Below are 26,774 nucleotides of genomic sequence, written 5' to 3' on the forward strand. Positions count from 1 at the left end.
CCGGCCGCGCCGCCCGCGGCGCCGCCCGCGCTGCCCGCGGCGGTACCTCCGCCGCCGCCTCCGGCACCCGAACCCGCGCCGCCGGCGGAAGAGCCGCCGCCCGCCGCTCCCGCCCCGCCTGCGCTTCCGGAGCCCGAACCGGACCTGCACCTCGTGGTGGAGCCCATCACCGTCATCATCGACGGCGAAGAGGTGGCGGTGGAGATCGGGCCCGAGCCCGGCGTCGCCGCCGAGACCGGCCCCGAAGGGTCGGAGGTGGTGATCGGCGGCCCCGAGGGGCCGTCCATCGCGGTCTCGACACCCGGGAACTGCCCGCCGTCCGCGACGGTGCTGTGCTCCGGAACGGCCGTCCAGATCGGCGGGCCGGTGCCGGTGGAGGTCGGCACCGGCGACTCCGGGCCGGTGGTGTCCCTGCCCGGGCTCCCGCCGCTCACCGCTGAGCCGGTGCCTGCCGCGGAAGAGGGCCCGCGCCAGCATGCCGCCGCCCTCGCCGAGGACGCCCCCGCCGAGGACGGCGCGTCCGGCGCGGAGGGCCCCGCGGCGCAGGCGCTCCCCGACGGCGGGGGCGGCGGGGACGAGGCGCCCGAGCAGGACGGCGGGGACGGCCCGGCCGCCCCGGACGACTCGGACGACTTGGACGGTCCAGACGACTCGGACGGTCCGGACGGCACGGACGCGGCAGGGGCGCCGCTGCCTGCGGAGCCGCCCGCCGAGGGACCCGAACCCCTTCCCGAACCTGGAATGCCGGGCGCCCCCGCGGAGCCGGCCCCGGCGCCGGAGGAGCCGGCCCTTCCGGAGCTCCCGATCCCCGACTCCGTCCTCCCCGAGGACGCCCTCCCTGACGGCCCTGCCCCGGAAGTGCCGGAAGTGCCGGCCGGACCCGGTGCCGGAGAGCCCCTCCCCGGGCTCGGCTGAAACCCGGAGTAGCGCATGGGATGCGGACGGTGCAGGGGCTCGGGTGCTCGGACCGGGGCGGGCCCGGCCCTTCCCCGGGACTGCCTCCACGGGTGCCCGAGCTGCCTGGCGGGCACCCGCGCAGCCCTGGCCCGCGGCGCCTCCTCCGCCCCGCGATCCCGCTGCTTCCGCGCCGCCCCACCAGCGGAAAGACGGCCCTGCCGCCACCCCGGGTGCGTGCTTCCCCCCGCCCCCCGCGCAGGGAAGATGCGGCGGCGGCCACGCAAACCGACACAGACTTGGCTAGGCTGAGCCCCGGTCGGTACGCGTCCGCCCGATCCGCCGCGTCCGCACCGGCCGGTCCAGCTCCCCAGCCCGGTCGGCCGGGTCCGCGCGGAGCCGGCGCGGGTCCCGGTGCCGCCACCAGCTCAACCGCCAGACGACCGCCAGACGATGGGAATGGGAAGGGGGCGGTGTCGCATGGATCGCTGCGCTCTTTTCGTCGACGCCGGATACCTCCTCGCCGACGGTGCGATGGCCGTGCACGGAACGCGCAACCGCGACTCCGTGGCCTGGGATTACGCCGGCCTCGCGCGCCTTCTCGAGGAGGTCGCACGCGACCGCACGGGGCTGCCCCTGCTCCGCTGCTACTGGTACGAGGCCACCGCGGACGGCCGCCGCAGCCAGGAACAGGACGGCATCGCCGATATCCCCGGCGTCAAGTTCCGCTCCGCGCGCATCCGCCCCGGCCGCCGGGAGGGCGTCGAAAGCTACGTCCAGCGCGACCTGACCACCCTCGCCCGCTCCGGGTCGCTCTGCGAAGCCGTCCTGGTCAGCGGCGACGAGGACATGGCGCAGGTCGTCGCGGACGTGCAGGACCTCGGCGTGCGGGTGACCGTGGTGCACGTGTCCGTCGAGGGGAACTGGACCATCGCGCGCGCTCTGCGCCGCGAGTGCGACGACCTGATCGAGATCGGCGCCGGCCACCTGCGGCCCTACGTCACGCTGCTCTCCGGCGGCGCGCCGGCCGCCGAGCCTGCCGCGGAGACCACGGCGCCCCTCGCCAACGGGCACGGCCACTCCGCCCCGGACACCGAGCGGCGCGCGGTCACCGCGCACCCCGGCGTCCGGCCCGAGCCCGCCGGCGGTGAAGCGGTGTTCGCCGCGAGCGGTGCGCAGAGCGGCGCCGGCGTGGGCGGGTCGGCCATGGAGCAGCTCCAGGCGATGCGCCGCAGCATCGCCCAGCAGCGCGGCGGCGACCACCTCGCGCCGCAGCCCGATGCCGGCGCGGCCCCCTCCGGCCCGATCGACGCCAACGGCTTCCCGACCGGGCCCCGCCCGTCGCACGCCGCGCACAACCAGACCCACCCGGGCCTGCAGAATCCGCAGGCCCCCCAGGGGCCTCCGGGGCACCAGGGCCACACCGGGCACAACCCGAGTCTCGGCGGCGCGCACAACCCGGCCACCGGCGGCCACCCGTCGATGGCGGCCGCAACCGGCCCGCAGCCGTCGTTCGGGGCGCCGCCGCAGCCGGTCCAGCAGCCGGTGCAGCCCGCCCCGCCGGAGCACCCGCATCCTCCGACAGGGGCGCACCCGTCGCTGGCCCAGCACGGCCCGCCGCCCGGTCCGGGGGCGCCGGGCCAGCGGCCGCCGGGGTACGAGCACGAGGCTCCACCGGGCCGGCCGGGGCCGCCCGATCCCCGGTACGGGCCGTCGACCGGGGAGAACCCCGGGTTCGGGGGTAACACCGGACCAAACCCTACTTTTGGGGCCAGTACGGAGGGTGATCCCTCCCTGGGCGCGCTGGGAGCAGCACAGCACCCGGCCACCGCCACTGGCCCCCGACTCCGGCCACGGGTCCAGCACGGGCCCTACACCGACGCCGTCCCCCGCGCCGACTTCGGCCGCCCCGGGGGCGGCGCCGCTGGAACACTCGACGATGCCGTGAATGTCGCGCTCCGCGAGGGGAACGATTTCGCCGAGTCCGTCGCGCGCGACGCCCCCGCCCTGTGGGTGGAGGCGGTCCTGGCGCGCCGCCCGCGGATGCCGTCCGACCTGGAGGCGCGCCTCCTGCAGGGGTCGACACTGCCGATCGACTTCCTGCTCCGCGACGAAGTCCGCGAGGCGCTGCGGCGGGGATTCTGGGACGCCCTCGGGCGCGCCCGCGAATGACGCGCGGGCGGCCGGGGCGCGGTGAGGACCGAGGGAGGCTGGCAGTGACACGGGTGACGACGGCCGATCTGGACCGCCTGGAATTCCGCGCCGTGCAGTCCGGTGATCACGCCGCGGTCGCCGCAGAGCTACTCGCGCTCGCCAACGCGGTGGACGCCGACTCCGAGATCTCCCGCGCCGAACTCTTCGTCCGCGCCGGCGAGCAGTGGGAGATGGCCCAGGAGGCCGAGCGGGCGGCGGGCGCCTACCAGCGGGCGATCGACGACGGCGGCACCACCATCATCGACGCGCGCGCCCTCCTCGCCGGCGCGCTGCTCGAACTCGACCGCGGCCCCGACGCGCAGGCGCAGCTGGCGCGGCTGCACCGGGAGGGCCCGCGGAACCTGCCCACCTTCATCCACATCACCGAAACCCTGCAGGCGCACGGCGACCTTGCGGCGGCGCAGGAGTGGGCGACGCTCGGTGTGGAGCGCTTCCGGCACCAGGACGTCTCCCCGTTCGTGCACGACCTGCTGATGGAGCTGCTGCGGATCCGCTTCCGCATCCGGGTCGACCTGGGTCTGGACGAGGACGCCCTGGACCGGATGCTGGACTAGGCCCGGCCGCGCTGCGCCCTGGCCCGCGCCCCGCTGCGGCGTCCTCGACCGGCGGCCGAGCGGAACGACGGATTCACCCCGGCTCCCGCCGAGCCGGCGCGCCCGCAGCACCGCACGCGGTGGACGCCCGCTTCCGGAAGACACCCGGCCCCGGCTACCGGGGCAGGGGTGTCGGGTGGCTCACTGTCCTGCTGCTCTTCTCGCCCGGGCGCGCCCTCGCGGCGTTCTCCTCAGCCGGGAAGGCGAGGAGGAAAAGCGCCCGCCTGGCCTTCCCCGCCGGTCGTGCGACGGGGGCATCCGGCGGTACCGCTCGCGGTGGACGCCGCCTGCCCCACGCGCCCTAGGCCGCCAGCGAGCGGCCGAGCGCGTACGCCTCGGTGAGGCTGCGGCCCCGATAGGACGCCGTGGCCAGACCTGCCACGTGGTCGTCCCCGTTCACCGCGACCGAGCTGGGGACGTGCCGGAACAGCGGCGCGTCCGACATCGAGTCGCCGTAGGCCGTGCACGCCGCGAGCGGTATCCCCGCCGCGCGGCGGAACCGCTCGGCGATGTCCACCTTGTCCTCCGGGCGCAGGATGCCCCCCGGGGCCGGCGGCCCCGGGAACGGCGGACCGGGAAAGGCCGACGCGGCGACCGTGTCGAAGCCGAACGCGGTGAGGCGGCGTGCGTAGAAGTCCGGCGACATGGTGATGACCATGGAGTGCTCGCCGCGGTCGCGGATGTCGGCGCACACCCCGGCGATGCCGTCGAGGAAGGGCCCGGCCGTGAACGCCGCGGCCACGTGCTCCTCGGTGAGGCCGCGCCAGATCCCGAACAGCTCCGCGGAGAAGGCGCGGGTATCGATCTCTCCGGCGGCCAACCGCTGCTCCAGCACAGTGAGGGCCGGGGTGGTACCAGTGACGCGGGCGATCTCGAGCGACGCCGTGGTGCCGTGCAGGAGGGTGCCGTCCAGGTCGAAGATGTGGAGTCGCGTCATCGCCGCGGAGCCTAGCGCCCGGCCGCCCCGGAGGCAATCCCCAACGCCGCCGCGCCGCGGTGAGAATCCACGATCTTGCGGTGTTCGCGGAGTGGATACCCAAGATGTAGTATCGCTGCGCCGATGGTTCGCGACCGGGGCTGCCCCCCGGAAGCGACGAGAGAGGGAACCCGGTGCGAGTCCGGGACTGCCCCGCAGCGGTGAGCGGGAAGCCGCGCCGGCGCCTTGTGGCGGCGGCGCTCCGACATCCGCCAGAGCACTGGGCGCACGGCGCCTGGGAAGCGGCGGAGATGAGGCGGGACGGTTCGGCCGTCCCACGCCCGCGAGTCCGAAGACCTGCCATCGGTGTGCGCCGCGCGCACGCAGTACGGGGCCTCGAGGGAGGGCGTCGTGCATCGGGGGAACCGGCCGTGCCCGCACGGTCCGGACTGCTTCGCCGTTGCGCCCGCTCGCGGCCCCTCCGGTCGACGACTAGGTGGTTGGAGCGAGCATGACCCTCGACATTCCGAGCGCGTCCGCGGACGCACCCGGTGATCCGTCCGCGCGGATCGGCAGCGAGGTCCGCGAGGCGAGTACCGGGCTGGCCGGCGTATCGGCCGATGCGGTCATCGCCGAGGCCCAGCGCGGCCTCTTCCCCGGCATCAGCGACGCCGAGCTCGAACTCGCCCTGATCATGGCCGCCCGCAGCCACGTCGAAGACGACCCCGACTACTCCCACCTCGCCGCCCGACTCCTGCTCGGCACGCTGCGCCGGGAAGCCCTGTCCTTCGTCTCCGGCTTCCCCGACAGCGCCGGCCAGACCGCGATGGCCGAGCGCTACCCCGGCTACCTGGCGGACTACGTCGCCGCCGGTGTCCGGATCGGCCAGCTCGACCCGGAGCTGCAGAAGTTCGACCTGGAGCGCCTCGGTGCCGCCCTGCACCCCGAGCGCGACCTGCAGTTCACCTTCCTCGGCCTGCAGACCCTCTACGACCGCTACTTCCTGCACAGCGAGGGCACCCGCTACGAGCTGCCGCAGGCGTTCTTCATGCGCGTCGCCATGGGACTGGCACTCAACGAGGACGACCGCGACGGCCGCGCGATCGAGTTCTACGAGCTGCTCTCCTCGTTCGACTTCATGGCCTCCACCCCCACCCTCTTCAACGCCGGCACCCGCCACGCCCAGCTGTCGTCCTGCTTCCTCACCACCGTCGACGACGACCTCTCCGCCATCTTCAAGGGCATCTCCGACAACGCGCTGCTCTCCAAGTACTCCGGCGGCCTCGGCAACGACTGGACCCCCGTCCGCGGCATCGGCGCCCGCATCCGCGGCACCAACGGCCAGTCCCAGGGAGTCGTCCCGTTCCTGAAGGTCGCCAACGACACGGCGGTGGCGGTCAACCAGGGCGGGCGCCGCAAGGGCGCGGTGTGCGCGTACCTGGAGACGTGGCACATCGACGTCGAGGAGTTCCTCGACCTGCGGAAGAACACCGGGGACGAGCGGCGGCGGACGCATGACATGAACACGGCGAACTGGGTGCCGGACCTGTTCATGCAGCGGGTGGAGGCCGACGCGAAGTGGACGCTGTTCTCGCCGGACGAGGTGCCGGACCTGCACGACCTCTACGGGGCGGAGTTCGCCGCCCGCTACACCCGCTACGAGCGGGCCGCGGAGGCCGGCGAGATCGCGGTGTACCGGACGGTGCGGGCCGTCGACCTGTGGCGGCGGATGCTCACCATGCTGTTCGAGACCGGGCACCCCTGGATCACCTTCAAGGACCCCAGCAACCTGCGGTCGCCGCAGCAGCACCAGGGGGTCGTGCACTCCTCCAACCTGTGCACCGAGATCACGCTCAACACCTCGCCCGGCGACGAGGTGGCGGTCTGCAACCTCGGCTCCGTCAACCTCGCCCAGCACGTGCGCGGCGGGCAGCTCGACACCGAGCGGCTGCAGCGCACGGTCACGACGGCCGTGCGGATGCTGGACAACGTCATCGACGTGAACTACTACACGATCCCCGAGGCCGAGCGCGCCAACATGCGCCACCGCCCGGTGGGCCTGGGGATCATGGGCTACCAGGACGCGCTGTTCGAGCTGCGGCTGCCGATGGGCTCGCAGGCCGCGGTCGAGTTCGCGGACGAGTCGATGGAGCAGGTCAGCTACCACGCGATCGCCGCGTCCTCCGCCCTGGCCGCCGAGCGCGGCGCCTACGCCTCCTTCGACGGCTCGCTGTGGAGCCGCGGCGTGCTGCCGGTCGACTCCCAGCGCCTCGTCGCCGACGCGCGCACCGGGGACCTTGAGGCCGACTACACCGTCCGCCTCGACTGGGACGCGCTGCGCGCGGCAGTGCGCGAGCAGGGCATGCGCAACTCCAACGTGATGGCGATCGCGCCCACCGCGACCATCGCCAACATCACCGGTGTCGGCCAGTCGATCGAGCCGATCTACCGGAACCTGTTCGTGAAATCGAACATGTCCGGCGACTTCACCGTGGTCAACCCCTACCTGGTGCGCGACCTGAAGGCGCGCGGCCTGTGGGACGGTGCGATGGTCGCCGAGCTCAAGCGGTACGACGGCAGCCTCGGCCCGATCGACCGGGTGCCCGGCGACCTGAAGGAGCTCTACGCGACGGCGTTCGAGCTCGACCCGGCCTGGCTCGTCGACGCCGCCGCGCGCCGGCAGAAGTGGATCGACCAGGCGCAGTCGCTCAACCTCTACATGGCGGCGCCGAGCGGCAGGAAGCTGGACGCGCTGTACCGGCGCGCGTGGCGGAAGGGCCTCAAGACCACCTACTACCTGCGCTCGCAGAGCGCGACGCACGTGGAGAAGTCGACGCTGAAGGGCACCGACGGCCGGCTGAACGCGGTCGCTGCGACGCCGGCGGCATCCGCCGCTCCGGCTCCGGCCGCCCCGCCGCCGCGCGCGGCGGCGGGGCCCGCGGCGGCTCCGGCGGAGTCGTCCGCGCCCGAGCTCGACCCCCAGGCGGCGTCCGCCTGCTCCATCGACGACCCCGACTGCGAAGCCTGCCAGTAGGGCCCGGCGGCCCGGGCGGTGCGCAGCCGTGCACCGCCCGGGCCGCTCGCGCCGCAGCTGCCCGCCCAGAGCACACCCGCACCTGATTCGGAAAGACGACGGTTCCACCCATGACGACGGCCCCCGAGACCGACGCGACCGGACTCGGCGCGATCGACCGCGACGCGGCGCGCGTGAACGTCGGCGACAAGGCGATGATCAACGCCCGCGCGGACGTCAACCAGCTCCTCCCGCTCAAGTACCGCTGGGCCTGGGACAAGTACCTGGCCGGCTGCAACAACCACTGGATGCCGACCGAGGTGTCCATGCAGGCCGACATCGCGCTGTGGAAGTCTCCGGACGGCCTCTCCGAGGACGAGCGGCTCATGCTCAAGCGCAACCTGGGCTTCTTCGCGACCGCGGAGTCGCTGGTGGCCAACAACATCGTGCTGGCCGTCTACCGGCAGCTCACCAACCCGGAGTGCCGCCAGTACCTGCTGCGCCAGGCGTTCGAGGAGGCCGTGCACACGCACACCTTCCAGTACATCTGCGAGAGCCTCGGCCTCGACGAGGGCGAGCTGTTCAACATGTACCGGGAGATCCCCTCCATCACGGAGAAGGACGCCTGGGCGCTGAAGTACACCCAGAACCTGGAGGACCCGGACTTCGCGACCGGCACGCCAGAGGCCGACCAGGCGTTCCTGCGCGACCTCATCGCGTTCTACGTGGTGTTCGAGGGCATGTGGTTCTACACCGGCTTCGCGCAGATCCTTTCGCTGGGCCGGCGGAACAAGATGGTCGGCATCGCCGAGCAGTACCAGTACATCCTGCGCGACGAGTCGATCCACCTGAACTTCGGCATCGACGTGATCAACCAGATCAAGGCCGAGAACCCGCACCTGTGGTCGCCGGAGTTCCAGGAGGAGGTCCGCGGCATGCTCACCGACGCGTGCGCCCTGGAGGTCGCCTACGGGCGGGAGACCATGCCCCGCGGAGTCCTCGGCCTCAACGCCGAGCTCTGCGAGGAGTACATGCACTTCATCACCGACCGCCGGGCCGAGCAGATCGGCCTCGCCCCGCTCTTCGGCGGCGCGGAGAACCCCTTCCCCTGGATGTCGGAGATGATGGACCTCAACAAGGAGAAGAACTTCTTCGAGACCCGCGTCATCGAGTACCAGACCGGCGGCGGCCTCGACTGGGACTGACCGTCCGCCGCATGGCCCGGCCCCCGGCTCCTTCGGCGGAGGAGGCGGGGGCCGCTTCCTGCGCGGCGGTGCCGGCGTCCGCCGTTCGCCAGCGGACCCGAGGGGCGAGCGGCCAACCGCGCGGTCCGGCCGCCGGCGTCACCCGGCGGGCTCCGGTGGATCGGTGCGGAGGAAGTCCGGCGGTGCATCCGTCCAGGCCGGGATGTCCAGGGAGTTCAGCGCCGCGGCGATGCGCCTCTCTTCGTAGGTGAAGTGCGTTTCGATGAGCGCCGCCAGGCTGTCCACCTCGCGTTCGACCGCGACCGCGTCGCCGGCCTCCACCGCGACAAGCGCCTCGAGCCGGGCGAGGGACTCCTCCACGATGCGGTGGTCCCGGCGCAGGTCGTCGATGACCGGTCCCAGTTCGGGGAAGTGCGCGGCGAGCGCACCGAACGCCGTGGCGTCCTCACCGCGGTGGTGCCGGTTGAGCGCCGAGCAGAAGGTGGCGCAGTGGGTCCGCAGTTCGCGCAGCGGTGCTCCGGACCGGTAGTCCGCTGCTCCGCTGCGCACGGCGGCGAGCTCGTCGCGGAGCCAGTTGTGGACGTCGAGCAGCTGGTGGCCGAACGCCTCGACGCGTCCGTTCGATGGGGTCAAAGTGAATCCTGTGATTCCACGCCTCCATGCCCGCGGCGGTCTCCTTGCCGGGTGCACTGCGACGCTGTGCTGTATCCCAGCGCCGGCGCGGCAGCCCTGTCAAGGCCCAGCGGCGGTCCGGGAGTGCCCGGCACAGCCTTGCCTTCTCCTCGCCGGCAAGGTCGAGCGTTGCCGGCACGAGGATCGGAGATCTGCCGCGGCGGTCCGGAGTGAGCGCCCGCACCCTGCGGTACTGCGAGGCCCGCGGGCTGCTGCCCGGACGGCGGGCGGAGAACGGATGCCGGGTCTACGAAGGCGGGGATCTGCGGCTGGTGGAGCAGATCCGGATCCTGCAGGCGTTCGGGTTCAGCCTGGAGGAGCCCCGGCCGTTCGCGGAGTGCCTGCGGGACGGCCATCCCGCGGGCGACGCGTGCCCCTCGTCGCCGGCGGTCTACCGCGGCAAGCTCGCCGAGCTGGACGCGCTCATCGCGCGGCTCGGGGCGGTGCGCGCATCGGTCGCCGGGCGGCTCGGTGCGGCGGAGCGCCGCCGGCCGGCACCTGAACCCCTCTGCAACCTGTCGTCCGCACCCGCGGACCGGGCTGCTGGCACCGGCACCCCGGTCGACACCCGCCCCAGGGAAGGAACGCGATGACCCGCTTCGACGGCACTGCGGCACCCGGAACAGCGGCCGAAGCCGGGGACACCGGACTTGCGCGCAGCGTCGCGGGCGGCGGTGCGGTGCTGGCCATGTTCAGCGTGGCGCACTGCCCGCCCTGCCGGCAGATGGAGCCGGTCCTCGATGCGGCCGCCGCAGAGGACCCGGCGCTCACCGTGCTCCGCGTCGAGGGGGCGCCGGAGGCCGTGCGCGGCTACGGCGTCCTCGCCACCCCCACGCTGCTGGTCTTCACCGGTGGCGGGCAGGTGCGCTCCATGGTGGGGGCGCGCAGGCGGCGCCGTCTGCGCGCCGAACTGGCCGACGCCCTCGGCTAGCCGCCGGCCGGCGGGTGCCGGACGGTGCTCGACCAGCAGGCGGTCCGGCGGTACCGCCGGACCGCTTCTGCGTGCCGGGGGCGCGGGCCACCGAGGGTTCCGCCGGCGGGGGTGCGGAGCCGGCGCGCAGGGCTCCCGGCACGGGTTCTGCGCTGTCCGGCACCCTCGGCACCTGAGGGCGAACGTGTACGGATCGCCTGCTCACGCGGGGTTCTGAGCCGTCGCCAGTGACACCGCGTCATTCCGCAGTGGTGACGCGGCCGCACTGCCCGGTGGCTGCGCAAAGCGATGGAATCAGAATCAGCAGCCGACGCCGGTGGAACCGCCGGAGAGACCAGAGAGGGACGACATGGCACTGCTCGAGCAGCCCCGGAGCCAGACGCACCAGCACCTCTTCGAGCCCCGCCAGCGCGGCGCCGCGCCCGCCGCGCAGGGCGAACCGACCATGACGGGCCTCACCTTCACCGGCGCTGCCGCCGAGCCCGAGACCCCGGTGGACGTGAAGCAGACGGCGCTGCAGGCGGCGGGCGGCCCGTGGGGGATCGTCGCCTCGACCATCCCGTCCCTGGTCTTCGCCGGGGTGGTCGGGTTCGTGTCGCTGCCGCTGAGCATCGGGATCGCGATCGCGGTGGCGGTGGTGATCGCCGGTGTGCAGCTGTGGCGGGGAGAGACCTTCAGCGCCGCGTCGGGCGGGCTGGTCGGCGTCGCGGTGTCCGGCGGCATCTCGGCCGCGACCGGCTCGGCCAACGACTTCTTCCTCATCGGCATCTGGGCGTCGCTGGCCATCGGCATCGTCCCCCTCGCCTCGATCCTGATGCGCCGGCCGCTGACCGGCGCGATCTGGAACGCGATGCACGGCGGGAACCACGCCTGGCGCGCGGACCGGCCCGCGGCGCGTGCGCACTACCTCGCCACCGGTGCGGTCGCGGTGATGGGCCTGGGCCGGTTCGCCGTCCAGCAGTGGCTCTACCTCGCCGATGCCACCGGCGCGCTGGCGATCGCCGACACGGTGATGGGCTTCCCGCTGACGGGCCTGGTCGCCGTCGTGGTCATCTGGGCCTTCCGCCGCTCCACCAAGCGCATGGTCACGTCCGGCGCCTAGCCCCCGCCTCAGCGGCGCCCCCTTCAGCGGAGGGGGCGCCGCTCTCTCGTCTCTCCGGGGGAAGGCGCCCTCCGCGGAAAGCGCCCGAAGCAGACCGGCCCGGCAGCTCTGCCGGGCCGTTTTGCGCGGGTCAGGGCTTCTGCTCGCCGAGGGATTCGGCGACCTGGGTGAGCACGGTGCCGGCGCGGGAGAGCCAGTCGGCGATGACGGAGAGCTCGGCGTCGGTGTAGTCGGCGTGCATGGCGATCATGGCGTCGGCCAGGCCCATCGGGGAGGGGGCCGCGGTGGTCGGGGCGGTGCCGGCGAGGCGGACCACGCGCTTGCGGCGGTCGTCCGGGTGCGGGGCGCGTTCGACCAGGCCGCGGGAGGAGAGCCGGTCGATGACGGTGGTGACCGAGCCGGTGCGCATGCGGAGGCTCCGGGCGATCTCGCTCGGGGTCATCGGCCCGCCGACGCGGAGCAGGGCGAAGCACTGGAAGTCGGTGGGGTTCAGGTCGCTCTGCGCCGACATCGCGTGCAGCAGGCGGATGAGGCCGGCCGCCATGCGCTGGCCGTCGTCGCGGATGGCGTCGAAGAGCTCCCGGCGGGTCTGCTCGGCTGCGGACGGCTGCGCGGAGGCCGGCATGGGGGAGCCGTCCGCGTCCGCTGGCATCCGCACTGCTCCTCTCGGCCCTCGCGCTCTCGCTCCCCTGCGCCGCTTCGAGTCTAGTTCTTCCGATCCGGCGGACCGGCGCGCTCGGCTGCGGACGGGGTGGTAGCGTCCGTCCTATTGGCACGAATTTCTAGCTACATGTTTTTCGAGTGAGGAGATGGGCGTGCGCCGAGGCGAGCGGCGCGGTCGTGTGCCGGCCGCGTGGAGACGGGTGCTGTACGGGGCCGCAGTGCTGCTCGCCCTGGCGTGGCTGGTCGGGGCGGGACCGCTGGGCGCCTTCGTCGGGCGGCTCGGCGAGGTGCAGAGCAACGACCCGTCGGCGTTCCTGCCCGAAGGTGCGGAGTCGTCGGAGGCCGCCGCCGTGCGCGAGGACATCGCCGGCGAGGAGCCGACGCCGGCCTTCGTCGTCTACGCGTCCGCGGACGGCGCCCCCGATGCCCAGCGGATGGCGGAGGACGCGGAGCGGATCGAGGACGCCGGCCTCTCCGACGGCCGCCCCGCCGGTCCGATCCCGGGGAGCGACGACGGTTCCGTGGCGCAGCTGGTCGTGCCGCTGCCGGCCGATGCGGACGCCAAGGAGGCGGTGGCCGAGCTGCGCGCCCTGCTCGCCGATCCGGCGCCGCCCGGCGGCACCGAGGTCCTGGTGACCGGGCCCGCCGGGTTCGCCGCCGACCTGAGCGAGGCGTTCGCCGGAATCGACGGGACCCTGCTCGCCGTCGCCCTGGCCGCGGTGCTGATCATCCTCGTCGCGGTGTACCGGTCGCCGCTGCTGCCGCTGGTGGTGGTCCTGGCGTCGGTCCTTGCGCTCGCCCTCGCCGCCGCGGTGGTCTACGCGGCGGCCGACGCGGGCTGGATCCTGCTGAACGGGCAGAGCCAGGGCATCCTGTTCATCCTGGTGGTGGGTGCATGCACCGACTACGCGCTGCTGCTGGTCGCCCGCTACCGGGAAGCGCTCGCCCACACCCCGCGCCCGCTGGAGGCCGTGGCCGGTGCGGTGCGCGGGACCGCGGCACCGATCGCGGCGTCCGCGGGCACCGTCATCCTCGGCGTGCTCTGCCTGCTGGCCGCCGACCTGTCGTCCAACTCCAGCCTGGGGCCGGTGGCGGCGCTGGGCATCGGTGCCGCGCTCGTCTCCGCGCTCACCTTCCTGCCCGCGGTGCTCCTGCTGCTGGGCCGCGCCGCGTTCTGGCCGTTCGCGCCCAGCTGCCGGGAGGGCGCGGGCCAGGGCGCGGTGGGAGGCGAGTCCGGCGGTGCGGAGGACCGCGGTGACCATCCGCTGTGGAGCCGTATCGCCGGCACCGTCGCCCGCCGCCCCCGCGCGTGGTGGATCGGTGTCCTCGTGCCGCTGGTCGCGACGGCCGCGCTGGCGCCCTCCTTCTCCGCGACCGGAACCTCGACCGCGGACTTCTTCCGCACCGAAGTGGAGTCCGTGGCCGGGCAGGAGGTCCTCGATCGCGGATTCGGCGACACGGCCGCCGCCACCCCGGCGCTCGTCGTGGCGGACGCCGGGCGGCAGGACGACGTGATCGCCGCGGCCGAAGGCGTCCCCGGCATCGGTGCCGCGCAGCCCGCGGGGTCCGACGCGTCGCGGGTGCTGATCGAGGCGGAGGTCCGCGCGCCGGCCGAGTCCGACGGGGCGGTGCAGATCGTCGCCGACCTGCGCACTGCCGTGCAGGAGGTGGCCGGCGCGGGCGCACTGGTGGGCGGCACCGACGCGGTGGCGCTGGACACCCGCGAGGCCGCGCAGAGCGACCTGTTCACGGTGGTCCCGCTGGTCATCGCCGTGGTGTTCCTGGTCCTGGTGGTCCTGCTCCGCTCCCTCGCGGCGCCCGTCCTGCTGACCGCGACGACCGTGCTGTCCTACCTCTCCGCCATGGGGGTCGGCGCGTTCGTGTTCAACGAGGTGCTGGAGCTGCCCGGTGCCGACCCGGTGGTGCCGCTCTTCGCGTTCGTGTTCCTCGTGGCACTGGGCGTCGACTACAACATCTTCCTGATGACGCGGGTCCGCGAGGAGGCGGCCGTCCGCGGCCACCGCGCGGCGGTGCTCCGCGGCCTCACCGCCACCGGGGGCGTCATTACCTCGGCGGGAGTCGTCCTTGCGGCGACCTTTGCAGCCCTGGCCGTCATCCCGCTGATGTTCCTCCTCCAGCTGGCGTTCCTGGTGGCGTTCGGTGTTCTGCTCGACGCGCTGATCGTGCGGTCGCTGCTGGTCCCGGCGCTGGCGCTGGACATCGGCCCGAAGACCTGGTGGCCCGGCCGGCCGCGGAAGCGCAGAGCGGGGGATGCGGCGTCCGCGCAGGCCGGGCCGGACGGCGCCGCCTCCGGACCGCGGGCCGGAGGGGATGTGCCGGCAACCAGGTAAAGCGCCCCCGAGTGTGACGTACTGCACTGAAGTGCGGGACCGCCGACCACTGCGGCGTCCGGCGGTCCCGCGGCACTCCTCCCACCGGGGGCGCGTTAGACACCGAATCGTTACCTCGGGTAGACATGCGGTTTATGGAGCACCGGGGAATCGTTTACGGGCGCAGCGGGAGCGGTGCGCCGCTCGTCCTCCTGCACGGCCTGGGCCACCGCCGGCAGGCGTGGGACCCGGTCCTGGAGTCGCTCACCGGCAGCTACGAGGTCATCGCCCCCGACCTGCCCGGCTTCGGCGAGTCCGCGCCGCTGGCCGACGGCCGCGGCTACAGCATCGACGCCCTCGTCGACGCCCTCGCCGACTGGTTCGAGGGCCTCGGCATCGAGCGGCCGCACCTGGCCGGCAACTCCCTCGGCGGTGCGGTGGCCCTCGAACTCGCCGCCCGCGGCAGCGCCTCCTCGGTGACCGCGCTCTCCCCGATCGGGTTCACCCGCGGCGCGGAGATGCTCGGTTCCAAGCTCCTCGTCGGCGGCATGCACGTCGCGACGCGCGTCCCCCGCCGGGTCTGGGACACCCTGCTCGACAGCACGCCCGTGCGCGCGCTCACGACGCTCGCACTGCACGGCCGCTTCCGCGACCCCAGCGGCGGCATGGCGCAGCTCGACCCGTCGGTGGTCACCGCCGGATCGGCCTACACGGCCCTGGCGCCCGAGGTCGTCAAGTACAGCTTCGGCGCGGGCAGCTCCGTCGCCTGCCCGGCCACGGTCGCCTGGGGCGAGGACGACCGGGTGCTGCCCGTCCGCGCCGTCCAGCGCGTCATCGGCGCCATCCCGCACGCCCGCCAGATCCGGCTGCTGCGCTGCGGCCACGTGCCGATGGAGAACAACCCCGCCGCCGTCGCCGAAGTCATCCGCGGCACCTGCCGCAGTTTCCGCGACGCACTCCCGCGCACGGTCGGCGCTCCGCTGGCGGCCGGCACCCTCCCCGCCGCGGCCTGACCAGCGCCGAAGCGGCGACGCAGGGGGCAGCGCTGCGCAGCGGGGATGCGGCCGGTGCCGCGGAGGGCCGTCGTCAGAGCCAGTGGTTCTCCGGTCCGCTGGATTCGGCGGCTTCCGATGCGGCCGATCGGACCCGCGATCCGGTGTCGCCGCCGTCGCCGAGGTCGGCCCGGTAGGCCACCGCGGTGGCCACGTAGCGGTACCGGTGAACATAGGCGTAGTGGACGTGGTAGGAGCGGTGGGTCACCAGGGGCATGATCCTGCTCCCGGCCTGCCGGCGCCAGGTGGCGGGGAGCCAGCGCTCCTGCCGGCACCACCGGGTGATGGTGAGCCACGCTCCCTGGGGGAGGGACTCGACCAGCCTGACGAAGTCGAGGGCCTTCTCCTTGTCCGGGAAGGGGAAGAGCGAGACGGAGACGACGATGCGGCTGTCGGCTTCGGTGCGGGCGTCGCCGGGCTGCTCCTCGTAGACGCCGGCCAGTAGCCGGGTGCAGCCGCGGCTGGTGAGCGCCTGGACGAGTTCGCCGGCGCTTGCGGCGCCGCCGCCGGCGGCGGCCAGGCTGCACGGCTGCTCACCGGCCGCCATCCGGGCGAATTCCATGCCGTTCTTGTCGGTGAAGCCTCGCGGAAGCAGGGCATCCGGCGTGAAGGGCGTCCGGTCGGTGGCGGCGCTCTTCCAGGAGCCCGGGTCGATGACCGGCTCCGCGCCTCCGCCATCGGGGGCGGTGTGCTGGGCGGTCGGGTCGCCGCTGCCGGCGGGCGGCGGAGCGGCGCTTCCGGTGAGCAGCATGTCCAGCACGCGGCGCGCGGTGGGCCGGGCGCCGGGCTCCTTGGCCGCGCAGGCGAGGACGATGCTCAGCAGCGGGTCGGCGAGGCTGCCGGTCTCGGGAGGGCTGGTGAGCACCCGTCTGATGCGCGACGCCTGGGTGGCGCCGGGAAAGGCGTCGGCGCCGGTGGCGGCATGGATGATCACCGATGCCCAGGCGAAGACGTCGGCGGCCGGACCGAGGGCGGTGCCTTCGAGCTGCTCGGGGGCCATGTAGCCGAGAGTGCCGATCCGGGTGGCCGATGAGGTGTCGGCGTCCAGGGCGCGGGCGATGCCGAAGTCGATCACCCGGGCCCCGTCCGGACCGAGGAGGATGTTGGCCGGCTTGAGGTCCCGGTGCACCACACCTGCGGCGTGGATGGCGCTCAGTGCGGTGATGCTCTGCATGGCCAGCCGCTGCAAGTCGCCGCCGGTGCGCGGGCCGTGCTCGCGGACGGCCTCCTCCAGGGTGGGGCCCTGGACGTACTCGGTCGCGATCCAGGGCTGGTCGGCCGCGTCGTCGGCGTCCAGCACCTCGGCCAGGCAGAAGCCCTGCACCTGGCGCATGTTGGCCAGCTCTTGGGCGAAGTAGCGGCGCACCTGGGCGTCCTTGGCGAGGTGCGGGTGGAGCAGCTTGACCGCCGCCTGCCGGTTGGCGGTGTCCTCGCCGAGGTAGACCGTGCCGAAGCCGCCCGAGCCGAGTTCGCGCACCAGTCGGAATCCGCCCACCCGCTGCCCTGCGCCCACCGGATCTCCCTGCCCGTCGGCCGATCTCTGCGGCAAAACCTATACAGGGGAGCGGAGCGCCGCCATGGGGTCCCCGCCGGGCCCCGGCCGCCCCAGCGGCCGCGTGCCCGCGGTGGAGAACGGCCGGCCTCCGGCCAGGCGGTGCGCGGCCGGTTCCGGTCTCGGGAGGAGGTGGGGAGGAGAGGCTGCGGGGAGCACAATGATGGGTGTTCTCCCAGGCCATTGAGCACCCCGTCGGGGACCTAAGTCATTTTCGCGACTTATCTGAACGTCTCGGGCAATTGTGGACCAAATGCTCCTTTGTCATTATCCTGCTGAAGCGGAGAAGTCGCGGGGTGCTCCTCGGGCGCTCTGCCGGGGGCCTGACAGGGAGCGCGGATGGTCGAACACTATTCGTACTGGCTGTGGCCGGTACTCGCCTACACGGTCTCCGCGCTCGGGTCGTTCCTGGGGCTGCGGTTCGCCACCCGCGCGCGGCCGCAGCGGACTGGCGCAGGCCGGCTGGATCGCGATGGGTGCGGTGTCGATCGGCGGCGTCGGCGTGTGGGCCATGCACTTCATCGCGATGCTCGGGTTCCGGATCCAGGGCGCCGCGGTCCGCTACGACCTGCTGCTCACCGTCGTGAGCGCGGTGATCCCGATCGCGGTCATGGCCCTCGCCCTCCCGCTGATCATCCGCGGCCGCCGGTGGGCCCTGCCGGTGGGCGGGCCGATCGTCGCGGTGGGCGTGGTCTCCATGCACTACCTGGGGATGGCGTCGATGAGCGGGCACGCCGGGATGGAGCACGATCCGCTGTTCGCCGCCGCAGCCTGCGCCATCGCGCTCGTGGCGGCCCCGGTGGCGCTCTGGTTCACCGGCCACCTGTGGACGGTCGGCTCGACACTGGCCGGTGCACTGGTGATGGGCCTCGGGGTGTCGGCCATGCACTACACCGCGATGCTCGGTGTCCGCGTCACCGACCACCAGCACGGCGCAGCGGCGGCCTCCGGCGTCTCCGCCCTGGACTTCCTCTTCCCCCTGATCATCGGCCCCGGCGTCTTCCTCACCGCCGGCTTCCTGCTGCTGGCCGTGGTGCCCGACGAGCGGAGCCGGCCCGCGCAGGCGGACGGGGACGCCCGGCCGTCCCCGCAGCCGGCGCGCACCGACGCGTGGTCCTGAGACCGGCGCCCGGCCGGCACATCACCCGCCCTTGAGGCGGTACTCCCGCTCGCAGGGGTGTGCAGAGGCGTGCACGGCCGGTGCCCTGCTGCCGCTCCGCGTTCCGGGGCAGTGCGGAGCATGCGGGTGTCCGCCCGCGGACTTGCCGGAGCGGCCCTCTCCTTCCGGAGAGGGTAGGGACGCAGCGGCCGGATCCGCGGGGCGGGTGGCGATCCATCGTGATGCACCCGTTCTCGTGCGTAACGGGAGTCGGCGGTAGAACTGTTGCCATGTGCGAACTCCCCCTCGCGTGGACCCGTGAGGACGCCGCTCGCGGGATGGCGGTCGGGGCGCTCGTGCCGGAGCGCAGCGGATACCGGCTGGAGGCGAGCGAGACCGTCGGCGCGGGCTCCGGCGGTACCGCTTATGCCTGCAGGGTGACCGTGCAGGCCGACCTGGCATGGGAGACCCGTTCGGTGCGGCTGGAGGCCATGTCGGCGTCCGGGGTGCGCACGCTGGCGCTGTCGGTCCGCGGCGGCTGCTGGACGGTGGACGGGGTGCGCCGCCCCGACCTCGACGGCTGCGTCGACGTCGACGTCGCCTCCACACCCATCACGGCGACCCTGCCGATCCGGCGGCTGGGCCTGCGCCTGGGCGAGTTCCGCGACATCGCCGCCGCCCGCATCGCCGTCCCCGCCCTGACCGTCGAACGCCGCCGCCAGCGCTACACGCGCCTCGAACCCGCCGGCGGACGCGCCCGCTACGAGCAGCTCGACCCGGCGGACGGCCCTGCCGTCCTCACCGCCGACCACGAGGGCCTGGTGGTCCACTACGAGGGCCTCTACGAGCGGGCCTGACCGCGGCCCGCTTCCACCGGGGAGCCGGCGCCCCCGGCCCCGCCGCCGCGCGGCTCCGCCGATCCCTCCGGGGGCCGCGAGGCGGCAGCCGGTCGTGCGGGCGCCGGGGGAGGGCGGGAGAATGGGGCGGCGGAGGCTCGGACTCGGGAAGGGATGACATGGCGGAGAAGGAGTACGCGGCAGAGGTGTCGGAGGACCGGCGGGCGGTCATCCGCGCGCTGCAAGTGGCGGGGGAGTTCCACCCCGACACCGAGATCGAGCGGCGGGTGGCGTTCCTCGCCGGGCGGCTGGAGACGTCGGGCGGGCGGGCCCTCATCCTCGGCATCAGCGGCGGTGTGGACTCCTCTGCCGCCGGGCGGCTGTGCCAGATGGCCGTCGAGAGACTGCGCGAGCGCGGCGGCGACGCGGAGTTCATCGCGATGCGGCTGCCCTACGGCGTGCAGAAGGACGAGGACGACGCCCAGCTCGCGCTGCGCTTCGTCCGGCCGGACACGGTACTGACCGTCGACGTCCAGCCGGCCACCGACGGCCTGGCTGCGGCGCTGGATGACGGGGGAGTGCCGTTCGCCAACCAGTCTTCGCGGGACTTCGTCATCGGCAACGCGAAGGCGCGCGAGCGGATGGCCGCGCAGTACGGGGTGGCGGGCGCGGTCGGCGGCCTCGTGGTCGGTACCGACCACGCCGCGGAGGCGGTGACCGGGTTCTTCACCAAGTTCGGCGACGGCGCGGCCGACGTCGTGCCGCTGACCGGGCTGACGAAGCGGCGGGTCCGCGCGATCGCGGAGCGCCTCGGCGCTCCGGACGCACTGGTGAACAAGACGCCGACGGCCGACCTGGAGTCGCTGAGCCCGCAGAAGTCCGACGAGGACGCCCTCGGCCTCACCTACGCCGAGATCGACGACTTCCTGGAGGGCCTGCCGGTCGATCCCCAGGTGGAGAAGGCCCTCCTCGACCGGTACCGGGCCACCGCCCACAAGCGGAGTCTCCCCATCGCCCCCTGAGCGGCACCCGGGTCCGGACTCGCTGAGCGGCGGCCCACCGGCCGCAGACCGTGCCGCCCCGGCCGGGGCGGCACGGTTCTCGGCGCACGTGCGCCCTCCCGCCGAGCTACTGCTCCGGCGCCACGACCAGCTTGCCCACGTGGGCGCGGGTCGCGAGTTCGGCCTGCGCGCGGTGGACGCCGGTGAGCGGAACGATCTCTGACACCACGGGCCGGACGCGGCCCGAGCGCGCGATGCCGGCCAGCATGCGGAAGACCGCGGGCGTGTGCATGCTGGAGCCGACGAGCGAGCGGTTGTGCAGGTACAGCCGGCGCACGTCCAGCACGATCCGGTGGCCGCCCAGGGCGCCGGCGACGACCCACCGGCCGCCTTCGCGGAGCACGTCGATCCCGGCGGCCACGTTGGTTCCGGCCACAACGTCGAGCCCCACCGCGACGCCCTCGGGCGCCGCCGCGGCGACCTGCTCCCACAGGTCGCCCTGCGCGCGGTCGAACACGTGGTCGGCTCCGGCATCGCGCACCGCGTCCAGCTTCCCGGCGCTGCTCACCGCGATCACCCGGGTGCCGCGGTCGGCACAGAGCTGCACCAGTGCCAGCCCCACGCCGCCGGAGGCGCCGGTCACCACCACCGTGTCGCCCGGCCGCACGCCGCCGTTCTCCATCATCCCGAGCGCGGTGCCGTAGGCGGTGGGGAAGCAGGCCAGCTCCGCGTCGCTCAGCGGCGAGCCCTCCATCAGGTGCACCCGCTCCGCGGAGACGGCGGCGTACTCCGCGTAGCCGCCGTCCCGCTCGCTGCCCAGCAGGCCGACGGGGTCGGCGCCGTCGCCGTGCCCCGAGTAGATCGCGGGGTCGACCAGGACCCGCTTGCCGACCAGCTCCGGGTCGGCGCCCGGCCCGGCGGCGGCCACGGTCCCGGCGAAGTCGGCGCCCTGGATCCGCGGGAAGGCGATCGGGCCGCGCCAGCCCGCCAGCGCGTCGGGGTCGCCGGCGAGGCCGTAGGCGCCCTCGCCCGTCCACAGGTCGGTGTTGTTCAGTGCCGTCGCGCCGATCCGCACCAGCACCTCGCCCTCCCCGGGTTCGGGCACCGGCACCCGGACCACTTCGAGGGCGTCCGGCCCGCCGTGCCGGACGATCCGGGCGGCGGTCATGGTCGCTGCGTTGGCCATCTTCTGCCCCTCTCTCTGCGCATATACCGCTCGTGTATACCGATCGGTATAGTCACTCGGTGCGGTCATGCTACGCGCCATGGCGGGTGGCACGGCGGAACGGCGGGGTGGCAAATCACACCGGACGGGCGGTCAGCCGAGGACGGGGGCCGCAGCCGGGCCGATGCGGGGAGGCGACGCGGCGGGACGGCGCTGTGCAGCGCGATCCCAGGGGTGCCGGCGGGCGTGCGCCCGGGCGCTGCTCAGCGGCGGCGCACAGGCGTCCGCACCGGACGGCCGCGCGCGAGTCGGGCGGGAATCCGGGCGGCGGCCGTGCAGCGCGGCGGTTCGGCGCCCGGGCGCACAGCGGGCTGCGGCGGCGCCCCTGCAGCGCCGGGGAGCGCCGAGGAAGGGAGATGCCGCTCGCGGCGGCCCCGGCTGCGGAGCCGCCGCGGGACCGCGGCGGTGGCGGGCCGGCTGCGGCCCACCGGATCAGTTGCCCTGGCCGGACCCGTCCTGGCCCTGCTCCTGCCCGGCTCCGCCGTCTTGGCCCCCGTCCTGCTGGCCGCCCTCGGCGCCGGACTGCTGGGCCGCCTGGACGGCGAGCTGCTCCAGCTGGTCGCGGTCGGTGTCGATGTTCTGCGCGACAGCCGTCACGTGCAGGTCGCCGGGGAGGGTGAGGGTGACGTGCTGGGTGCCGCCCTCCACCGTGGTGGAGTAGGCCAGTTCGCCGTCGAGCGCGTCGGACTCGCTGGACTGGTAGGTGTCGTCGTAGGTGTCCACGTCGACCTCCCAGTTGGCCTCCTCTTCGGGGGCCTGCACCAGCTGGACCGCGCCGGCGGGGTCGGCGTTGCGGGTGAACACCAGCGACAGCGCCGGGGCGCCGCCACCCTCCGCGGAGCCCGCCCACGTGCAGGCGAGGCGCTCGGCGTCCGGGCCGCCGTCCTCCGGGGCCGAGGCGTCCTCGTTCAGCGCGGCGCCGGCCGGAACCAGTCCGCTGGCCAAGCCCTCGGCGCCGATCTCGGTGCACGACGCGGGCAGCGCGGCAGACTCCCCCTCCTCGGCGTCCGGACTGGCCGACGGCAGCACCTCGGAGAGGTCGGGGAGCTCCATGTCGCCGAGGTCGTCCCCGAACGGCATGTCGGGCATCTCGCTGCACCCCGCGGTGAGCACCCCGGCCGCGGCGAGCACGCCGGCGAAGCGCACCGTGCGGAGGGAGAGGGCGGAGGGTGTGAAGCGCATGGGGGATTCTCCGGCTGGTAGGAGGGGCGCCCGAGGGGGCCGGCGGTGCGGGCCGGGCGCGCGGCACCACCGCACGGTAGCAAGAAGCCGGATCCGGCCACGCCCGGGGCGCTGCGCGACCGGGCCCCAGAGGACTGGCCTCCGGGGCCCGGTCGGCGCCGCTCCGCGCTTGGCCGGTGTGAACGGAACGCCGCCGAAGCAGCGAACACCGGCACTCGCAGCGGAACGCCTCTCGGACCGCTTCCGGACCTCGGCAGAGGGTACGCGGTCGGATATCCGCCGCGGACGGGCACCCCAGGCCGCACCGCGGCCGCCGCGGCCGCAGCAGGGGCGTTCCCGCGCGGTGATCTCCCCCCGCACCCGCCGCCGAACGAGCAGGTGAGGACTTCCACGGCCGCGCGGAGGCCGGTGCACCCGCTGCCGCGCGCCGTTGTCGGGCACAGCATCGACCGCCCGCAGGGCGATGTCAATATTCCGCGATCCTGAAACGCCTTTCCGGCCGATTCCGGCAACCCTGGGACCGCGCGTCCGGCCGTCCGCTTCCTGGAAGTCCAGGCGCGGTTCCCGCGGTACCTGCGGTGCCTGCAGTCCTTGCGGCACCGCGGGCCGGGTGCGCCGTCAGATCCGATCGACCCCGGTGAGGTCGATGTCCACCGCGAAGGGCGCGGCGACGGCGAGCCGCTCGTGGTGGATTCCCGTCAGGAAATACGCACCGGTGACCGGGTCGAGTTCATAGGTATGCATGTCCGGGCCGGCATCGATGCGCCAGAAGTGCGCGATGCGGGCTTCGGCGTACCGGAGCGGCTTGCGCCTGCGGTCGCGCTCTTCGGACTCCCTGGAGACGACTTCGACGGCGAGGCGCACGTCCGCGGGGAGACCGGCCGTCTCGGACCAGGCGGGGCCTGCTTCGGCTGCCGCGTATACGACGGGCACGTCGGGCTCAGGGCGCTGCCGCGGCCGAGGGCCGCCGTCATCTCCCGGCGTACGCGCAGGTCTGCGGGGAGCGCGGCGGAGGCCCGCGACGAGGATGTCGAGGGTCAGCGTGTGGACGCGCTTCCGCGGGCCCACGAGGGCAAGGCTTCCATCGAAGAGCTCGGTGCGCGGGGGAAGATCGGGAATGCGGTCGAGGTCCTCTGCGGTGTAGCCGTCCACAGGCGGCATCGGCCGCGAGCACAGACCGGGGTCGGCCCCGCCGGGGCGAGCATGCATGTCGTCTCTGAGGCCCCTCGGTGCCAGGTGGGAGGCCGGGCCGCGCACCTCGCGGCCATCCCCCACTGGGAACGCCGCGCATCAACAGCAGCCAACCTGCCACCGATGCTGACAGCTGAAGAAGAGGATGGCAGGGAGGTATACAGCCCGCAGAGGTGCCACTGGTCGCCGCCGGTCGCGGCCGCTGCACCTGGGCGGCCTGCGCAGCATCACCGCAGCCGGTCGGCCTCCCACGCCTGGGCGGCGAGGAGGAGGGCGCCGGCGGGGCCGGCCATGGCGCCGAGGGCGGCGGGGACGACGAAGCCGGGGGCGCCGTGCTCGGTGAGGCCCGGGTAGTCGGCGAGGGAGGCGGCCAGGCGGTCCCGCAGCGCCGGGAACAGGCCCGGCAGGCCGGACACGCCGCCGCCCACCACGACGCGTTCGGGCGCCAGGACGTGCACCAGGGTGCCGATGCCCGCGGCCAGGTAGAAGGCGAGCAGCGCCACCGCGCGCTCGCGGTCCGCGGGCGGCAGCGCCTCCGCCGGCGCGCCGAACCGCTCGGCCAGCGCAGGGCCGCTCGCCATGCCCTCCAGGCAGTCGCCGTGGAACGGGCAGCGGCCCGGGTAGTCGTCGCCCGCGGCGCGGACGACGCTCACGTGGCCCATCTCCGGATGGCCCAGCCCGCCGGCGAGCCGGCCGCCCACGACGGCGCCGCCGCCGATACCGGAACCGACGGTCAGGTAGGCGAAGTCAGCCAGGCCGCGAGCCGCACCCCAGGCGCCCTCGCCGAGCGCAGCGCCGTTGACGTCGGTGTCGACGCCGACCGGTACGCCGAGTCCGGTGCCGAGCCGGCCCGCGATGTCCACCCCGTCCCAGCCCGGTTTCGGCGTCGTGCGCATCCGGCCGCGGCCGGGGTGGCCGCGGCGCAGCTCGAGCGGGCCGAACGCGGCGATGCCGAGCGCGGAGACCCGGCCGCCGTCCCCGGTGTGCTCGGCGAAGAACGCGGCGACGCGCTCCAGTGTCTCGGCCGGCTCTCCGGTGGGCACGACCGCGCGCGCGTGCACGGTCTCCGGGTCCTCGGCCACCAGGCAGGAGAAGGTCGACCCGCCCGCCTCCACCGCGCCGAACACTCTCGGCAGGGTGCCGTGTTCCGGTCGCATCCCGCACCTTTCGCATGTGCGCCCGCTTGCGCGCGGCCGGCCAGCTGACTCGGGGATCGGAGGCGTACCCCGCCCCCCGCCCAGCATGTCCACCGCGCGGACCCGGGGCCGGCGGGACACGCGGCGCAGCGGAAACATGGTCCGGGAGCGGCCCGTGCAGCGCAGCCGCCAGGGCCGAAGGGCCGCTCGACGGCGCGGCCGGGCCTGCCGGCGCAGAACAGCTCCGCCCCCGGCCGCGGACTGCGGGCGGGGGCGGAGCGGCGGTTCGGCGCGAGCGGCTACTCGACCGGGATCTCCTCCAGGTCGCCGAACGGGCCGGCGCGCAGGGTGAGTTCGTCGACGCCGTGGCTCGGGGCCGGGAAGACGACGACGGCCTCGTAGGTCTTGCCCGGCTGCAGGTGGTGGATCTCCTCGGCGAAGCCCGCCGTCTTGCCGTCGCCGAAGTTCATCTGCGCGACGTAGCGCACCAGCCCCTTCTCCGGCTCCAGCAGCTGGAATCCGCCGAGGGTGCCCTGTGAGAACCGCTCCGGACCGCCCGCCGGGCCGGCCGCGAGGCCGCCCATGTCCGGGCTGACCGGGGCGTCGGTCGTGTTGGTGACGCCGACCGTGCCGATCACGTAGGCGCCGTCCCGGCGCAGCGGGTAGACGTCCAGCTCGACGCCGTCCTTCTCGGTGCTCGCCGCCACCGAGCCGGCGTCGTCGGTGAACGGCGCCGGCCAGCTCACGTTGCGGTCGGCCACGCCGAGGCCGTCCTCGTCGGCCTCCTCGGCCTCTTCCACCTCGTTGGTGCGGGTGACCTGGTAGGAGAACTCGACCCGCCGGTTGCGGGCGCGCGCCTCCTCATCGTCGGAACCGCCCTCGCGCGCCACCGGCTCGGTGCTGCCCCGGCCTTCGACCGCGTAGGTGTAGTCGCCGCCGATCTCCTCGGAGAGCAGGTCGCGGACGGTCTCCGCGCGCTTCTCCGACAGGGTCTGGTTGTAGGAGTCGCTGCCCTTGCCGTCGGTGTGGCCGATGACGGTGATCTCCGGGTCGTCCGGATCGACGTTGGCCGCCAGCGACGTCGCGGCGCGGCGCACCACGTCCTCCGCCTCACCGGTGAGCTCGTACTCGTCGAACTCGAACATCACGTCGGAGTGCAGCGAGATCGTCTCGGTGTTGCCGTCGCGCGTGGTGGAGGCGATCTCGGAGTCCACGAAGCTTTCCACCTCGCCCTCGTCGGCGACCGCTTCGTCGTCGGGGCGCCGGTTCTCGAAGGTGAGGTTCTCCCCGGACGGCGGCGCGTCGGCGACGGTCAGGTGGTCCGGGCCGTTCGGCGCCTCGGGGTCGGGCTGCTCCTCCTCGACGTCCTGCACCGGGATGCCGGTCATGGCTCCCAGCCCGCTGCCGATGAAGGTCACCTGCTCGACTTCGTCCGGGATCGCCGGGAAGTAGCGGCGGTACTCGTTCACGGTGCCGTCGTGCACCGGGTAGAGGCCGTCGCCGTTGGGGCTGACCGAGCCGTACTTGAGGCCGCTGCCGTCCAGGTACTCGCGCCACACCTTGCCCGAGACCGGGTCGACCAGCGTGTGCGCCATGCTCAGGTTGCGGTTGGCACCCGAGAAGCCGTCCGGGTACTCCACCTCGTAGTACATGACGGTGTAGTCGTCCGTGCGCTCAAGGCCGGTCACGGAGAGCCGCATCGTCTCGTCGGCGCCGGTGTCCTGGAAGATGACCCCCTCCTTGGTGTAGGGGAACTCCTCCGTCACCTCCGGCGGGCCGTCGCCGAACCAGCCGGTGCTGCATCCGCTGAGCACCAGGCTGCCGGAGAGCAGGAGGGCCGTGGCGGCCAGGGCCTTCTTCCGCGCCATGCGAGGGGGACTCCGATCCGTTGGGGGATGGGGGATGTGCCGGTGCCCATCCTGGGCCATGTGCGCGCCCGGCGGGCCGGGCGGGTCGCACCTGCACGG

21 protein-coding genes, 1 pseudogene and 1 riboswitch are annotated in these 26,774 nt (G+C 74.0%); of the genes and pseudogenes, 13 read left to right on the forward strand and 9 right to left on the reverse strand.

Annotated features, from left to right (window positions below; translation table 11 throughout):
- From ACYVGT_RS06685 to ACYVGT_RS06695, 3 genes and pseudogenes are all read left to right on the forward strand, one after another.
- Positions 1-915: pseudogene (locus ACYVGT_RS06685) on the forward strand (hypothetical protein); the annotation flags it as partial.
- Between the two features lie 459 nt (positions 916-1,374).
- Positions 1,375-3,066: an NYN domain-containing protein gene (locus tag ACYVGT_RS06690; RefSeq protein WP_460855547.1), complete on the forward strand. Its 1,692-nt coding sequence runs from the start codon at positions 1,375-1,377 to the stop codon at positions 3,064-3,066.
- A 44-nt stretch (positions 3,067-3,110) separates the two neighbouring features.
- Positions 3,111-3,662 (forward strand): hypothetical protein, encoded by a 552-nt coding sequence (locus tag ACYVGT_RS06695; protein WP_460855548.1) that lies wholly within the window; start codon positions 3,111-3,113, stop codon positions 3,660-3,662.
- A gap of 340 nt (positions 3,663-4,002) precedes the next feature.
- Here the strand turns inward: ACYVGT_RS06695 and ACYVGT_RS06700 are convergent, their stop codons facing one another.
- The gene (locus tag ACYVGT_RS06700) at positions 4,003-4,638 is read right to left on the reverse strand and encodes an HAD family hydrolase (protein WP_460855549.1); all 636 of its coding nucleotides are present in this window, start codon (positions 4,636-4,638) and stop codon (positions 4,003-4,005) included.
- A 107-nt stretch (positions 4,639-4,745) separates the two neighbouring features.
- A riboswitch (cobalamin riboswitch) is annotated at positions 4,746-4,996 on the forward strand.
- A gap of 132 nt (positions 4,997-5,128) precedes the next feature.
- On the opposite strand from ACYVGT_RS06700, the gene ACYVGT_RS06705 reads away from it, so the two are divergent.
- Both ACYVGT_RS06705 and ACYVGT_RS06710 read left to right on the forward strand, forming a co-directional pair.
- Positions 5,129-7,651: a ribonucleoside-diphosphate reductase subunit alpha gene (locus ACYVGT_RS06705; protein ID WP_460855550.1), complete on the forward strand. Its 2,523-nt coding sequence runs from the start codon at positions 5,129-5,131 to the stop codon at positions 7,649-7,651.
- Between the two features lie 110 nt (positions 7,652-7,761).
- Positions 7,762-8,835, forward strand: a complete 1,074-nt coding sequence (locus tag ACYVGT_RS06710) for a ribonucleotide-diphosphate reductase subunit beta (RefSeq protein WP_460855551.1) — start codon at positions 7,762-7,764, stop codon at positions 8,833-8,835.
- Positions 8,836-8,973: 138 nt separating this feature from the next.
- Here the strand turns inward: ACYVGT_RS06710 and ACYVGT_RS06715 are convergent, their stop codons facing one another.
- The gene (locus ACYVGT_RS06715) at positions 8,974-9,468 is read right to left on the reverse strand and encodes a hemerythrin domain-containing protein (RefSeq protein WP_460855552.1); all 495 of its coding nucleotides are present in this window, start codon (positions 9,466-9,468) and stop codon (positions 8,974-8,976) included.
- Between the two features lie 191 nt (positions 9,469-9,659).
- On the opposite strand from ACYVGT_RS06715, the gene ACYVGT_RS06720 reads away from it, so the two are divergent.
- From ACYVGT_RS06720 to ACYVGT_RS06730, 3 genes are all read left to right on the forward strand, one after another.
- Entirely contained in the window at positions 9,660-10,100 is a 441-nt protein-coding gene (locus tag ACYVGT_RS06720) for a MerR family DNA-binding transcriptional regulator (protein ID WP_460855710.1), read from the forward strand.
- Positions 10,097-10,438, forward strand: coding sequence for a thioredoxin family protein (locus ACYVGT_RS06725; RefSeq protein ID WP_460855553.1), 342 nt, complete (start codon positions 10,097-10,099; stop codon positions 10,436-10,438). The genes ACYVGT_RS06720 and ACYVGT_RS06725 overlap by 4 nt, the downstream gene beginning before the upstream one ends.
- Before the next feature lie 349 nt (positions 10,439-10,787).
- On the forward strand, positions 10,788-11,540 hold the full coding sequence (locus tag ACYVGT_RS06730) for a DUF3159 domain-containing protein (protein WP_460855554.1): 753 nt from the start codon (positions 10,788-10,790) through the stop codon (positions 11,538-11,540).
- A gap of 130 nt (positions 11,541-11,670) precedes the next feature.
- Here the strand turns inward: ACYVGT_RS06730 and ACYVGT_RS06735 are convergent, their stop codons facing one another.
- Positions 11,671-12,192 carry a MarR family winged helix-turn-helix transcriptional regulator gene (locus ACYVGT_RS06735; protein WP_460855555.1) on the reverse strand — a complete coding sequence of 174 codons (522 nt, stop codon included), beginning with the start codon at positions 12,190-12,192 and terminating at the stop codon, positions 11,671-11,673.
- Between the two features lie 157 nt (positions 12,193-12,349).
- Between ACYVGT_RS06735 and ACYVGT_RS06740 the strand changes: the two genes are divergently transcribed.
- Both ACYVGT_RS06740 and ACYVGT_RS06745 read left to right on the forward strand, forming a co-directional pair.
- Complete coding sequence (locus ACYVGT_RS06740) at positions 12,350-14,554, forward strand: MMPL family transporter (protein ID WP_460855556.1); 2,205 nt, start codon at positions 12,350-12,352, stop codon at positions 14,552-14,554.
- Positions 14,555-14,688: 134 nt separating this feature from the next.
- Positions 14,689-15,546 carry an alpha/beta fold hydrolase gene (locus ACYVGT_RS06745; protein ID WP_460855557.1) on the forward strand — a complete coding sequence of 286 codons (858 nt, stop codon included), beginning with the start codon at positions 14,689-14,691 and terminating at the stop codon, positions 15,544-15,546.
- Between the two features lie 73 nt (positions 15,547-15,619).
- On the opposite strand, the gene ACYVGT_RS06750 is transcribed toward ACYVGT_RS06745, so the two are convergent.
- Positions 15,620-17,098 (reverse strand): serine/threonine-protein kinase, encoded by a 1,479-nt coding sequence (locus tag ACYVGT_RS06750; protein WP_460855558.1) that lies wholly within the window; start codon positions 17,096-17,098, stop codon positions 15,620-15,622.
- Positions 17,099-17,609: 511 nt separating this feature from the next.
- Between ACYVGT_RS06750 and ACYVGT_RS06755 the strand changes: the two genes are divergently transcribed.
- From ACYVGT_RS06755 to nadE, 3 genes are all read left to right on the forward strand, one after another.
- Positions 17,610-18,257 (forward strand): MHYT domain-containing protein, encoded by a 648-nt coding sequence (locus tag ACYVGT_RS06755; protein ID WP_460855559.1) that lies wholly within the window; start codon positions 17,610-17,612, stop codon positions 18,255-18,257.
- A gap of 269 nt (positions 18,258-18,526) precedes the next feature.
- Entirely contained in the window at positions 18,527-19,093 is a 567-nt protein-coding gene (locus ACYVGT_RS06760; protein WP_460855560.1) for a putative glycolipid-binding domain-containing protein, read from the forward strand.
- 158 nt (positions 19,094-19,251) lie between these two features.
- Positions 19,252-20,094 carry an ammonia-dependent NAD(+) synthetase gene (nadE, locus tag ACYVGT_RS06765; protein WP_460855561.1) on the forward strand — a complete coding sequence of 281 codons (843 nt, stop codon included), beginning with the start codon at positions 19,252-19,254 and terminating at the stop codon, positions 20,092-20,094.
- Between the two features lie 106 nt (positions 20,095-20,200).
- On the opposite strand, the gene ACYVGT_RS06770 is transcribed toward nadE, so the two are convergent.
- The 5 genes from ACYVGT_RS06770 to ACYVGT_RS06790 all read right to left on the reverse strand — a co-directional run bounded on the left by ACYVGT_RS06770 (position 20,201) and on the right by ACYVGT_RS06790 (position 26,675).
- Positions 20,201-21,259 carry a zinc-binding dehydrogenase gene (locus tag ACYVGT_RS06770; RefSeq protein ID WP_460855562.1) on the reverse strand — a complete coding sequence of 353 codons (1,059 nt, stop codon included), beginning with the start codon at positions 21,257-21,259 and terminating at the stop codon, positions 20,201-20,203.
- Between the two features lie 471 nt (positions 21,260-21,730).
- Positions 21,731-22,480 carry a hypothetical protein gene (locus ACYVGT_RS06775; protein WP_460855563.1) on the reverse strand — a complete coding sequence of 250 codons (750 nt, stop codon included), beginning with the start codon at positions 22,478-22,480 and terminating at the stop codon, positions 21,731-21,733.
- 618 nt (positions 22,481-23,098) lie between these two features.
- Positions 23,099-23,641 carry a Uma2 family endonuclease gene (locus ACYVGT_RS06780; RefSeq protein WP_460855564.1) on the reverse strand — a complete coding sequence of 181 codons (543 nt, stop codon included), beginning with the start codon at positions 23,639-23,641 and terminating at the stop codon, positions 23,099-23,101.
- 257 nt (positions 23,642-23,898) lie between these two features.
- Positions 23,899-24,828 carry an ROK family protein gene (locus ACYVGT_RS06785; protein WP_460855565.1) on the reverse strand — a complete coding sequence of 310 codons (930 nt, stop codon included), beginning with the start codon at positions 24,826-24,828 and terminating at the stop codon, positions 23,899-23,901.
- 278 nt (positions 24,829-25,106) lie between these two features.
- A complete protein-coding gene (locus tag ACYVGT_RS06790) occupies positions 25,107-26,675 on the reverse strand; it encodes an OmpA family protein (RefSeq protein ID WP_460855566.1) in 1,569 nt (522 codons plus the stop codon).
- Positions 26,676-26,774 lie beyond the last annotated feature (99 nt).

The organism is Nocardiopsis coralliicola (assembly GCF_054779695.1).